At 20.8% G+C, this 13,513-nt stretch carries 8 protein-coding genes; 2 read left to right on the forward strand and 6 right to left on the reverse strand.

What is annotated here, in order from left to right; genetic code table 11:
- Positions 1-276 precede the first annotated feature (276 nt).
- Complete coding sequence (locus JNO41_RS01215) at positions 277-912, forward strand: hypothetical protein (protein WP_121464077.1); 636 nt, start codon at positions 277-279, stop codon at positions 910-912.
- Positions 913-1,698: 786 nt separating this feature from the next.
- Here the strand turns inward: JNO41_RS01215 and JNO41_RS01220 are convergent.
- The 5 genes from JNO41_RS01220 to JNO41_RS01240 form a co-directional block, all read right to left on the reverse strand.
- Positions 1,699-2,019, reverse strand: a complete 321-nt coding sequence (locus JNO41_RS01220) for a DUF2963 domain-containing protein (RefSeq protein ID WP_238055103.1) — start codon at positions 2,017-2,019, stop codon at positions 1,699-1,701.
- Positions 1,967-2,239: a hypothetical protein gene (locus JNO41_RS01225; RefSeq protein WP_152031104.1), complete on the reverse strand. Its 273-nt coding sequence runs from the start codon at positions 2,237-2,239 to the stop codon at positions 1,967-1,969. The genes JNO41_RS01220 and JNO41_RS01225 overlap by 53 nt, the downstream gene beginning before the upstream one ends.
- Before the next feature lie 38 nt (positions 2,240-2,277).
- Positions 2,278-4,308 carry an AAA family ATPase gene (locus JNO41_RS01230; protein ID WP_121464080.1) on the reverse strand — a complete coding sequence of 677 codons (2,031 nt, stop codon included), beginning with the start codon at positions 4,306-4,308 and terminating at the stop codon, positions 2,278-2,280.
- Positions 4,309-5,280: 972 nt separating this feature from the next.
- The gene (locus tag JNO41_RS01235) at positions 5,281-5,649 is read right to left on the reverse strand and encodes a hypothetical protein (protein ID WP_121464081.1); all 369 of its coding nucleotides are present in this window, start codon (positions 5,647-5,649) and stop codon (positions 5,281-5,283) included.
- A gap of 1,009 nt (positions 5,650-6,658) precedes the next feature.
- A complete protein-coding gene (locus JNO41_RS01240; protein WP_432729609.1) occupies positions 6,659-6,913 on the reverse strand; it encodes a hypothetical protein in 255 nt (84 codons plus the stop codon).
- A 2,553-nt stretch (positions 6,914-9,466) separates the two neighbouring features.
- Between JNO41_RS01240 and JNO41_RS01245 the strand changes: the two genes are divergently transcribed.
- Positions 9,467-11,698, forward strand: a complete 2,232-nt coding sequence (locus JNO41_RS01245; protein ID WP_121464085.1) for a hypothetical protein — start codon at positions 9,467-9,469, stop codon at positions 11,696-11,698.
- Positions 11,699-12,241: 543 nt separating this feature from the next.
- On the opposite strand, the gene JNO41_RS01250 is transcribed toward JNO41_RS01245, so the two are convergent.
- Positions 12,242-13,513 carry a restriction endonuclease subunit S gene (locus tag JNO41_RS01250; RefSeq protein WP_121464087.1) on the reverse strand — a complete coding sequence of 424 codons (1,272 nt, stop codon included), beginning with the start codon at positions 13,511-13,513 and terminating at the stop codon, positions 12,242-12,244.

Consider the following 13,513-nt stretch of genomic DNA (forward strand, 5'->3'; position numbering starts at 1 on the left):
AACCAATTAAATCAACTGTTTTCAAATACGACATAAAAACAATACACTTCATTAATGAAATACGATCAATCTAATGAAAAATTAATTAAAAAAACTGTATTCCAAGATAACCGAAAAACAAAAATTATTAGTTAAAAAGTATATATAAGTTGTTTTTATTTTTTTATGTTAAAATTATTATATAAAATAATAATAAAATAAAATTTATTATTTTAAAAGTTAAAAAGAATTCTTTTTAACTTAAATAAATTTAAGGGAAGGCGCAGGCAACCATAAATGCCAATAAATTTAAATAAAAAAACAATAAATTTAAAAAATTTATTATTTTTATCTATTTTATTTATTTTATCTATTTTAATGATTTTAAATGTTTCATTTATTAAAGCAAATCCACAATTATCTACTGTTTTAAGCGGAGATAAATTAAAATTAGGTGAAATTGCAAATAATACAAAAGAAGAAATTAAAAAAGCAGTTAAAGTAAAAGATACTTCATTAAACGATAAAACAATAAAAGTTGAAGTCATAGAAGCAACTAAAGCTAAAGTTACAGTTGATGGTTACGATGGAGACGTAGAAGTTACTTTTACTGTTAAAGCAGTAGAAAAAGCTAAATTAAGTACTGTTTTAACGACTAAAGAATTAGGTGAAATTAAAAATACAAAAGAAGCTGTTAAAGAAGCAGTTGAAGAAAAAAATACAGGATTAAAAGGCAAAAATCTTACAGTAACATTAACAGAAGGCAAAAACGAAGCTAAAATTACATCTACTGATTTCGATGGTGAAGAAACAGTTACTTTTACTCCAAAACCATTTTATAAAACAACATGGTTCTGGGTAACATTCTCAATTTTAACAATTGCATCAATAGGCGGAGTTTTTGTTTACAAAAACAATAAAGCATCTAAATAAAAAAGACTTTTAATTCTTTTTTTTAAATTTTTAATTTTGTAAAACATATTAAAATGACAAATGATAAAATTTATTATTAAAAAAATTTAAACCAAATTGTTTATAAAAAATAAACAGTTTGGTTTTTTTATTTAAAAAAATAAAATTAAATAAAAAAATACTATCAAAAAATAAATTTTAAATCTTAATTATAAATTAATTAATATAATAAAAATAAAAAAATTTTTATTATATTAATTAATTTATCAAAACAAAAATATTACAAATGATAAAATATTTATATATTTGTATTGAAATTTTCTTATTTTTAGCTTCTATTTACTATAGTTATAATAAAATACCTAGTTTTATTTTAATTTTTTTTAAAAAAAAGAAAAGAAAGATAAATGAAATTTAATTTATCTTAAAATAATACATTTCAAAAATATCTTTTCAAGATAAAAATAAATCTTTGGATTGAATTTAAATAATATGTTGTTATAAAAAAACTTTAAATAATTTTTATCTTAATATTTCATTTCTTTCTCAAAATGTTTTTAGAAAGAAATGAAATTATTTTAGTTTTTTAATAATAAAAAAAAGACTAACTAATAGTTAGTCTTAAAGATTTTTTAAAAAGTAAAAAGTGTTTAAAGTTTTGAAATATCTTAATATTGTGGTGGATAAAGGGGATATTGTTGTTTTTAAAAAACAATTTTTTTCATTTTTGTTGAGTGTTTTTGATTTCATTATAATTTGAGAGTTAATTGTTGGTTTAAATTATTCTTTTGGTTCATCTGGTTTTGTTTAATTTCTTGTAAATTTGTCTATTGTTTTAATGTTTCCGTTCTCGTCATAGTTTGTTTGAGACGTTGGACCATTTTCATCAAAAAATTTAGTTGACTTAACTTTATTATTCGAGACATCATCATAATGTTCCGTGTGTTTAAATATATACCCATTGTCATTGTATTCGGATATTGCTTGAATATTACCATTTGGATAGTGATTTGTTTGTTTTATTTTGTTTTCGTTTTCGTTATATTTAACACTATTCTTAATAATCCCTGTGTTGTCATTTACATACATACCATGTTGTTTTTCTTTTTTTATTATTATTAAATTCATCTGTATGAGTTAGTGTTCCATAGTTGAAAAATTGAATTTGTTGAATAGTTTCATCTGAATTATAGGTTGTTTTTGTCTTTAATCTAGGTATTAAAGGTCTGTGTACTAAATCGTTATATATACTAAGACCACAATAATATTCTTTGATTAACTCAGCTTGTTTGTTTATTACACTATCATCCGGTGGGTTTGGGTTTTTATTATTTTCAAATTCGTACATCAAACTAATTTTGTTGTTAGAGTATTTTGTTTTTTTAATTAACAAATTTTCGTTTTCGTCTCCGTTATATTCTTTAATTTCTTTAATTTTGCCATCGAAAATTCATGTTCTTTGATTTTTTTCCCTTCTTCATTAAATTCATGTATAGATGCGATTTCCCTGTTATCATAGTAATTCTTGTTTTTAATTCTTTTCCTTTCTTCATTAAATTCATCAATAGATTTAATTTCGCCATTTGGAAAGTATTCTGTTGTTTTGATTAAATAATTATTTTCATTGTACTCTTCAATCGATTTAACAGTCTTGTCATCTGGACCATAAGTTGTTTTTTTAGTTATTATTGGTTTTTCATTTATAAGTTTATCTTTTCTCCATTCAATATATTGATCTACACATTGTTGACGATAAGCTAAGACTTCTTCTTCTGTTTTACTAATACCTAACTTTCCGTTTAAAGCTTCATCTAAATCAGAAGGTAGTATAACTTCATGATCTGGGTTCGCATGATAATTTAATACATAACGATCGTATGCGCTTGTTAACATGTCAACCCATTGACGATTAGCTAAGAAAATTTTTTTCTGATTAAAAGCTTTTGTGACTAAATTTTCTAAATGATTAACAGCGTGATAACTTAATCTATATTTGTTTTGTATTGCGAACCATTGTAAAAAACCAGGAATTTCTTGTTTTTCAAAGCTATCAATTTTAATTTTCTGGCCGAAACGACTTACTAAAGCAGGATCTACTTTATTTAAAAAATTAGTAGCGCCAAATAATATAATTTTTTTCTTTGAACTGTTAATACCTTCTACACGTGATAATATATTTCCTATAATTGTGTTTTGTTCGGTAGCAACAGTAGAAGTTTCATTGTTACGAGCGGGCAACCCGTCAATTTCATCAATAAAAATAATGGTTTTGTCATGTCTTTCAGCTTCTCGCCAAACCGCTTCTACTGCTTCAGACCCTTCACCAATATATCTTTTAGAAAATTTAGAAGGTTCAAAAGCAATATAATGAGCGCCTGTTTCTCCACTTAGAGCTGTTAAAAGATGAGTTTTCCCTGTTCCAGGTGGCCCATGTAATAAAATCCCTTTTGGGGTCTTTGCGCTTTGACCTAAAATATATTTTTTTTCATCACCTTTTAAATGATTAATAATAGTTTCAAATTGCCTTTTTTCATTTTGCATACCATAGACATCTTTAAATGTTTTTTTCTTATCTGTTATTGGCTTATTATCAACAATTTCATTTAACCTTTGAATAAAAAAATGTTCTTGTTTTAATAAAAATAATTTATACGCCAATAATTTTTTTTCTTCTTCATTGTTTGTTGTTGGGTTTAACAATTTTGTAACGTGGTTTTGTTCCTGTTTATTGAATTTTACAGCCTCATTTAAAGCTTTTTTTTCTTTTTCAAGTTGTTCTGAAATATTCTGTTTTTCCAAATATTTCTTTTTTTGTTCTGGTGTTAATCTTACTACATCCGTTTTATTTATGTTTTCTTTCAGTTTCGTTATTGTTTCTTGTAACGGTTCAATTTGTTCTTGCGTTTTTTGTTCTATTTGTTCGTTTGAATTTTTATTTTCTTCTTCTATTTTATTTCTTTCATCAGGCGACATTGTTTTATTTTGTAGTTCTTTTTGATTTTCTGCATGAGCTTTTTGTAAATCAGTTAGTTCCTTTATATACTTTATTAAAAGATCATTTTGATTATTAAATTCTTCTTTTTTATTTTTTTCATCAGGCGATATTGTTTTGTTTTGTAGTTCTTTTTGATTGTTTGCTAGGTCTGTTTGTAAATCAGTTAGTTTATTTATATACTCTGTTAGATAATCTTTTGAAAAATCATTTTGGTTACTAACCTTTTCTGTTTTGTTTGTTGTTGTTGTTTGTTCTTTTGTTTCTAATTTTTTTAGCCTTTGTTCTATCAAAGATAAAACTTCTTGATTTCCTGTATTATTAACAACAGGTTTTTTGATTAAACCATAATAAAGACAAAGTCCTGTAATTAAACCCAATAACAAAGCTACCCAAATAAAATAAATTTTTTTAACGAGAGACATAACGACCTCTTTTCTTTTTTTTATTATTCATTAATATTTGTATTGTTTTCATTTTCGTTTACATTTTGTTGTTGTGTTTCGTTTGTATCATCAGGTTTTTTTAATTGTTTGCATTATGTGTCATAACTGTATTATCTTTTTGTGGCGGATCCTGAAGAATTTTTGAAAGTAATGCAAAAGCAGGAGCAAAAATTAGCGCAAAAGATGCCACCTACACCACAACAAAAACCTAATATAATTAACCCTATAATAAACGCAATTATACTTAAACATTCTTCTCACTTTTTGGCAATTTTACATGTATTGGCGAAAACATCATAAAAGCAATTTAATATAGACTATAAAAAAAATTTTATTATTGAATAAAATGGATTATACGTAATTTCAATGTATATATATTTCTATTGTGATTATAAAACAAAAAAAAAAAAAAATTTTAACATTCAGTTTTTTTATAAGGTATCCAATTAATTTTTATAATGATAGAATAATTTTTTTTATAAAAAAATATCTTTGCTTATAATAAGTAAAAATTATTATAAGCAAAGATAATGTTTAAAATAAATTAGATATTTAATATTGATTTTGTTTTAATACTTTATTAAATAAGATAATTTATCGTTTTTTTGTTCGAATTTAATTAATATAAAATAATATAATAAAAATTTTTATTATTTTTATTATTCAGTAAATATCATGAAAATATAATTATCTTATTTTATTATTTTAGATATTTTTTTTATTTAAAATTAATTGATTTAGTATAAAAAAATTTAATTTTATACTGTTTTGTTTTTGATAAAAATTTATAGTCATAAATTCAACCATGTTTAAGATTATGACAGTTGGTGAGGTGGAAGTGTTCTAAAAGTTTAGACACTTTTTGTTTGTTTTAATAAAAAAAAAGATTAACTAATAGTTAGTCTTAAAGATTTTTTAAAAAATAAAAAGTGTTTAAAGTTTTGAAATATCTTAATATTGGGGATTTTGTGGTGGATAAGGATTTTGTGGTGGATAAGGGGGATATTGAAAAGCATTTTTATCTGTTTTACCCCCGAAACAAATTAAACCAGAAAGCAGAATTACAACTATATAACTTAGACATATTTTTTTTGAGTGTTTCACTTCCCATTTAGAACTTGCTTTTAACGCTAATGACGCTAATTTCGTGTCTTCTAATATTCCAATATCGTTATTTGATAATGCGTAATCTTGGAATTCTTTAACATTATTTAATCTTATATAATGAATTATTAAGACATCTAGTATCCACAAAAACAGTGTTAAAAAAATAAAAGATATAATTCTTTTAAAACTAAATTTTATATCAAAATTTCTCATTTTATAAAAACATTCTTTTTTGTATTTATTACTACTAATTATTAATTAATATCATTTAAAAATTATAAACAAAAAAAAAAAAAAACAATTTTAATATTCAGTTTTTTTTATAAGATATCAAATTAATTTTTATAATGATTAGAATAATCTTTTTATAAATAATTATCTTTACTTATATTTTCGTAAATACCTAAGAACAGATTTTCTTTTAATAATAATTTTTGTTTTCATATTAAACCTATCATCATATTTGTTTTCCATTTTGTCTGTAAATTCAATTTCAAAAGATAAATTTTTTTATATTTGTTATATGTTAAACATATAACAAAAAGAATAATATTCCAAATTAAAAAATAAATTATTGGATTCGTTTTTTATTATTCATATTCTTAAGTCCTTGTAAAATTTGCTTTTATTATGTTAAATGATGAATTATTATCTATTTTTATATATAAAAAATGAAGTATTTTTTGAATTATATAATTTTTAAGATAAATTATCAATTTTCTTGATTCTAGCAAATACACAAATAATTAAAAAGATTTTTTTATTGAATAACTCTTTAAAAATAGAAATCATTAATCTATTATCCTAAAATCCTAATCATTCGGTTATTTATTTTTGGGAGTAAATAAAAATTTAATAAATTTTTTTAAACCAGAAACAATTTTAAAAAAATCATCTACAATACAGAAAATCAAAGGCAAATAACCTATTAACATGATAAAAAGAAAAATATAGGTCGTGTTAGAAAAGAAAACTTTATATCTATTTAATAAAAAAAAATTATTTTTTCTCCTCATATTCGCCAGATAAAATCAATATTCCAGGAATTAAAAAATAAATCAAACAAATGCAACCGACAATTTTTCTAGTGGAATTGCTAGCTTTTCCTTTGAATATTTTAGTCAAACAAATTATCAATGGGATGGTAAGTATCATGAAAGGGATGGTAAGTATCATGAAAATCATTAATATAGAAGGTATAATTGCCAATACACAACCCACCTTAATCATTGCATCCACGTTTTTTTTGTTCCAAAGGTGGTAGATATTGTGGATTTTGTCCATATGGTGGATTATTTGGTTTTTGTCCATATGGTGGATATTGCGGATTTTGTTGATTTTGTGGTGGATATTGTGGATTTTGTCCATATGGTGGATTATTTGGTTGTTGTCCATATGGTGGATTATTTGGTTTTTGTCCATATGGTGGATTATATTTTTTATCTTTCATTTTATTATTATTTTTTTTATTTTTCATAATATTATTCTATCCTCTATATAATTTTTTAATTTTTTTAATTTATAAAGTTTACCATTAAACATGAATAAATTATACGCTTTTTGAGTTTTTTGTCTATTACGTATGATACCCCATCCAAACCATGCGAGCAAATTTTCAAGCATACTACTTTTCATGATAGCTCTATAATAAACGATCACAAGTAGAATTATTAAATTAAATCAAAAATACAATAGCTAACGTTGAATTAAATGCTGACGAACTTATTTAAAAAGTACCACTTTTTAAATAAGTTGGTTTTTTTGCATTTGTTTTTTTACTTTTTTTTAATTTTCTATTTTGTAATCTCGCGACTAATAACTCTTTTTTTAAATCTTTTGTCATTGTTATTTCGTTAATTTTTTTTATTTATTAATTAAAAATTTAAAAAAATTTTTAAATTAAGTTTTAATATTAATAAAAATACTTTTAATTATTAACTTTAATTTTGATCCCTTTTTTTTCTTTATTTATTATTACTAATTATTAATTAATATCATTTACAAATTATAAACAAAAAAAAAAAAAAACAATTTTAACATTCAGTTCTTTTATAAAGTATCCAATTAATTTTTATAATAATAAAATAATCTTTTTTTTATAAAAAAATATCTTTAATTATAATAATTAAAAATTATTATAATTAAAGATAAAAAATTAAAAGGCTTATGAATAAGTCAAATATTATTTTTTTTAGAAAGTGTATCATACCAAAATAAAAAATTTATCAAATTTGGATAAATTATTTAAGATCATTTAATTAAATTCAGAAAAGAAATAACTTTACTTATAATAATTTTTTATTACTATAAATAAAGATAAAAAATTAAAAGGCTTATGAATAAGTCAAATATTATTTTTTTTAGAAAGTGTATCATACCAAAATAAAAAATTTATCAAATTTTGATAAATTATTTAAGATCATTTAATTAAATTCAGAAAAAAATATCTTTAATTATAATAATTTTTTATTACTATAATTAAAGATAAAAAGAAATAAAACAAAGAAAGTAGAAATTAAACAATGAAAAGAGCGGCCATAAAAACTGAACAGTCATCATTAATTTTCATTATGATAATTTTTTTTATTATCAATAAAAAAAATCAAAATAAGGTCTAAAAGCGGTTTAATATCAAATATGTTTGTATATATAGGATATTTATTAAATATTAGTTCGCTTTTGTTTGATATCAATCAAAAACATAAAATTTTTACTGTTTTTAAGTTTAAATATTAAAAAAATATTTTTTTTAATTATAAAAAATAAAATGGTTTACATAATATACATTATAGGAAGCAATTGATTAACAAAAAAGACCTAAAAATAGTATTTTTTATTTTAATTTTTTTTATAAAATAAAAATTTTATTTTTTTCGATATTTACCGAATAATAAAAATATAAAAATTTTTATTATATCGATTTATATTAGGTAAAATTTAACAAAAAAATGACATTTATGTAATAGTAAAGTGTTAAAAAGAAATTAATATTAAAATGATTTCAAATATTATTTTTTTATCTTTACTTATAATAATTTTTTATTATTATAAGTAAAGATAATTATTATAAAAAATTTATTAAATCAATTTATATTAATTAAAAGCGAACCAAAAAAATGATATTTGAATGATATTCTATATATACAAACGTAATTGATAACGCGTATTGAACCGCTTTTAGACCTTATTTTAATTTTTTTACTGATAATAAAACAATTATCATAATGAAAATTAATGATGACTATTTCATTTAGAAATCCATTTAGCTTTTATAGTCATATACCTTCCATTAATCAATATCTTCTTTTTTTACCTTATTTATTTTTATCTTTATTTATAGTAATAAAAAATTATTATAAGTAAAGTTATTTCTTTTCTGGAGTCTAATTAAATGATCTTAAATAAGTTATCCAAATGTGATAAAGGTATGATACACTTTCTAAAAAAATAATATTTGACTTATTCATAAGTCTTTTTAATTTTTCATCTTTAATCATAATAATTAAAAATTATTATAATTAAAGTTATTTATTTATAAAAAAGATTATTTTATCATTATAAAAATTGATTCGAACCCATTTTTTTCGACTATTAAAAATTAAATAAACGGATTTATTTATTTTTTTAATTAATACATAATTTGTTTTTAATTAAGTTTATTTAAATTTTAATAGTCTATTTTTTAGTGGGTAACCATATCAGAAACATTTGTCTTTTTAATCTATTTTCAATAAATTTTCCGATAAATAACAAAAATATAATAAAGATTAAAATTAATATTTATTTGTCTTCATATTATAAATATGCTAAAATGTTATATAATAATTGGTTATTGTTATGTTTAAGATCAAAAAGTTTGAGATGAGTGTCAAAAAAAAATCATAATTTAAGATAAATTTTTTTAATTTAAATATTAAAAAAATAATTTTATCACATATTTTTTTTAAGAAAAAAATATCATTAAATGATTTAGCAAAGAGAATTTAAAAAAATGAGAAAATCTTAATAGAAAAAGAGAAAAATATATAAAGTGAAAAATATTATAAAATTGTTGGTTAAAACAGAAGTTCCGAATATAAAAGAAAATATTAAAACAAATATTATTAAACATTTAAAAATACATCAAGAAGATTGTTATTATTATTTTAAAAAAATGATTAAAGCTGATAACAAAATTTTTTATGCAGAAATCAAAATGTCAAATCGAGATATTAAAATATTTTTTTCAATCAATAAGGACAGACAAAAAAGTATTATCGGGTTTAAATTTTGTATAGAACTCGACAACTTAAAGTTAAAATTTTTAAATGATGAATATCAATTTGAAGAAGAAATATATGTAAATATTTATAAAGATAACAATAATAAAACCTGTAAAAAAGATCAAGAACAAGAGATTAATTATAATAGAAATATTATTATTACTTTTATAAAATCAGTAAGATCAATATTAGACAATCAAACAGAAAATACTTCAATAAGCGCTTTATCAACAATGCTTTCTTGGCCAGAACTTTGTTATAATATTCAAAACATAGATGCAAAGAATAAAAGTGAAGAACATTATAAAGAATTTTTGAAAGATATAGAAAAAAAATATCTAAATAAAGACATTAAAAATATTAAAAAAGAAGAAGATAGTTTTTTTTCAAAAAACTTGTTATATCAATTAAGATGTGATTTATATCACGGCAATCAAAATATTTCTCATTATAATTTACTTTATAATGTTCAAAATGACAATGATTCGAAAGAAAATATAAAATTACCTTTCGAAATAAGTAATGAATTAAAGGAAATAACACAAAAAGTTACAAACAAACGATCTTATTTTAATTATTATAAACGGATTAAATATTGTTTAGAACAAATTCATAATTTTGAATTAAAAGATAATGAAAAAGATAAAGATATAGTTGAATTAAAAAATAATATAGAACAATTGACATTATTACAATGTAAAGAAAAAAAGTTTCTTGATGCACAACAAACATTACTAGATAATCAAAAAAACTTAAATGAATTTTTAAACAATAACGACAAGCAAAACAAATCAACATATTTTCTCTATTTGGTAAAAGCTTTTATCGACATTTCAAAAGAGCAATTAAACTATATTAAAGAAAATATTTCAAAATGCACAGAATGTCAAGAATATTTTAAAAAATATCTTCAAACATATTATGAAACCTTTAAAAATGACGCCTTAAAGGATTTAAAAAATAAAGGTTTTGGTTTTATATGTAGATATAATTATATAATAGAAAAATTTCTTTTTTTAGTAATACAACATCCTTCTCAGAAGTGCCAATTTCAGAAAAAGATAAATGAAAATATAAATACAACAAATAAACAAAAAAATAAACAAACAATTGTAGAAAATATTTGTAAAGATATAAAAGAACAAATCAATAATAAATTTTTTATTTCTTGGAAGAATGATATGATTATATATAAACTTATGAAAGAAATTTTTCAAAAAAAATATAAAGAAGTAGAAAAAGAGCAAAAAGAAAAAATTAAAAAGTGTGAGAAAATTTTTGTTGAAGATATAGATAATTATAAGAACATATGTTCTGAAATACGGAATATAATATCAAATAGCAAAAAAACGTATCAAAAACAAATGCCTTATTATAATATTCTTCTAAATATAGATTTTGATATTAAAAATTCAAAAAAAATTGAAGAAATTAAAAAAATTAAAAATGAAATTCTCAAAATATATAGAAATCATGAATGTAAATATGAAAATTGTTTATATATGGATGAAAAAAATACGAAAAAGAAGAGGGAAGATATCAATATTAATTTTCTTGTAGAATCTTATTTTGATGAAAAATGTTCTGAAAAACATAAAAAATTAATAAAGAAAGTCTTAAACAAATCCAAAACTATGACCACTAATTTAATCTTAAAAAAAATAGAAACAATAGAAAATAATAATGATGTATCACAAATCGATTCTAAATTATTGGAGATAGAATTATTGAAAAAATTAAGTGATTTGGAAAAAGGTGCAGAAAAAAATCTTAAGTCGAACAAATCTAAAAAAATATATTCTTTTTTACAATTATTTACTAACAAAAATGATAAGGGAGAAATGGTGTTAAACTTACCAATAATAAATATTAATATAAGAAATTTATTTTATTTTTTTTATAATTTTTTATTCCCGAAAACGAGTAAAAACGAATCGCCTTGGTTTGAAAAAAATCATGAAAATATTTTATTATATGATTTACAAATTAAAAAAGATTAATCAAAATGATTTATTTTTAAAAACTCCTATTTTTTTATATATCACCATTTTTCAAGAGATAATAAAAATTTTTGTTCATTTTGGATTTTTTCGTAAATATCTAAAAATATTTTTTGATTTAAGAATAATTTTTTTGTTTTCATATTAAACCTATAATCATATTTATTTTCCATTTTGTCTGTAAATTCAATTTCAAAAAAGGTAAATTTTCTATTGTTGTTATCTTGTTTATGTAATCTAATTTTGAAAATTATAAATGTTTTTAAGATTTTAAAACATTCTTTTAATATATAAATTTTTGTGTTGTAATTTATCAATTTATTTTTTGTTTTTTCGCTCCTTTGTTTCCGAGTTTTGACAATAAAAAAAATCAAACTCAATTTTTAGTTTGATTTTAGGTATTAATTTTGATTATTACGTTTTTTCGAGTTAAAGAAAAAAAATAAAAAACTCTTCATTTTTTTCTTATCCTATATGTTTTTTTACAAAAAATATAGGATTTTTCTTTATATGAAATATTTTCTTTTAGTTATTTTTTTCAATTTAAATTAATAAATTATTTAAATAATATTGTTTTTGAAGTTGATAGTTTTGTAATAAATTCTTTTCTAAATTTTGTTTTTCATCTAATAAAGATAAGAAAGCAGTTATTTTTTGTTGTTGTTGTAAACTAGGATATTTTATTATTAAATTTTTTATTTTTTCAACTGGAATTTGTACTTGTCCTGTAGTACCGACAGCCATATCATGTAATTTCTTAAATCCTATATATTCAGAATTCATAAAATATAATAAATAACGAGAATTTATAATTGTTTTATTAGCGCGAATAATACAACCACATGAATTAATAATCGTTGAATATTTGAAAATGGAATGTCGGAAAAACCCAATACGACCAGCAGTACCCTTACCTTGTTTATTTAAAATAAGATCTTCTTCTTGTAATAATTTATCGTAAGATATTTTGATATCTTCAGTTGAATAATATCTTATTTTAAGATTAAATTCGTCTAATCCTCTTATTTGGCCAGATTTAAGACATTCAAATTTTATTTGATTAATTTTTTTAAAATTATTCGTATCACAAGAATAAAATTTATTTTTTGGATTTGTACCAAAAATAATAAACGCAATTTCTTTTAAATAAGATTGTTCTTCCCATTCTTTTTCAAACTCTGGAAATCTTAATTGTCTTTCCATTAATTGATTTAAATAATATTTTTGGCGTAATTCTATATCCTTAATAATTTCACTTTGTATTTTAATTCTTTCATCTAATAAAATTAAGAAAGAAGCTATTTTGTTTTGTTCTGAAAGAGAAGGGATATAAAATTTTAATTTTAAAAATTTTTGCATATCCGTGACAACTCTGCCACTCGAAGTTCCTTTTTTAATTATTAATTTAAATATTTCATTATTTTTTCGTGAACGAATAGCAAAAAATAAAAATAAAACAGAAATAAAAGAATAATTAATTAAATAAACTTTATAAGAAGGGGAAACTAATACTTTTCCTAAATCAAGGTTAATACAAATGGTGCCTCTATCCAAATTTTGTGGGCAAACAACTAAATTATTAGAACCTACAATTTTATAACCAATATCATTTTTACTAGCTATTTTTTTCAAAAAACGTTCTTCTTGTAATATTAAACCTTTTTTAGCGGATACACTGGCTATTTTATATTGATTTAAAACAGTACTTTTTTCTTTTCTTTCTTTAAGAAATTTATTTAATGATTGTTCTTCCCATTCTTTTTCAAACTCTCGAAATCTCAAAGGGGGACACTTAAGGAATTGTTTATCAGGCAT

The organism is 'Prunus avium' virescence phytoplasma (assembly GCF_050916135.1).
GTDB lineage: Bacteria > Bacillota_I > Bacilli_A > Acholeplasmatales > Acholeplasmataceae > Phytoplasma > Phytoplasma ziziphi.

Excerpts from the sequence above, each read along its gene's own strand:
- JNO41_RS01240 (WP_432729609.1), bottom strand. The coding sequence starts at position 6,913 with ATGAAAAATAAAAAAAATAATAATAAAATGAAAGATAAAAAATATAAT.
- JNO41_RS01250 (WP_121464087.1), bottom strand. The coding sequence starts at position 13,513 with ATGCCTGATAAACAATTCCTTAAGTGTCCCCCTTTGAGATTTCGAGAG.
- JNO41_RS01230 (WP_121464080.1), bottom strand. The coding sequence starts at position 4,308 with ATGTCTCTCGTTAAAAAAATTTATTTTATTTGGGTAGCTTTGTTATTG.
- JNO41_RS01215 (WP_121464077.1), top strand. The coding sequence starts at position 277 with ATGCCAATAAATTTAAATAAAAAAACAATAAATTTAAAAAATTTATTA.
- JNO41_RS01235 (WP_121464081.1), bottom strand. The coding sequence starts at position 5,649 with ATGAGAAATTTTGATATAAAATTTAGTTTTAAAAGAATTATATCTTTT.
- JNO41_RS01225 (WP_152031104.1), bottom strand. The coding sequence starts at position 2,239 with ATGTACGAATTTGAAAATAATAAAAACCCAAACCCACCGGATGATAGT.
- JNO41_RS01220 (WP_238055103.1), bottom strand. The coding sequence starts at position 2,019 with ATGAATTTAATAATAATAAAAAAAGAAAAACAACATGGTATGTATGTA.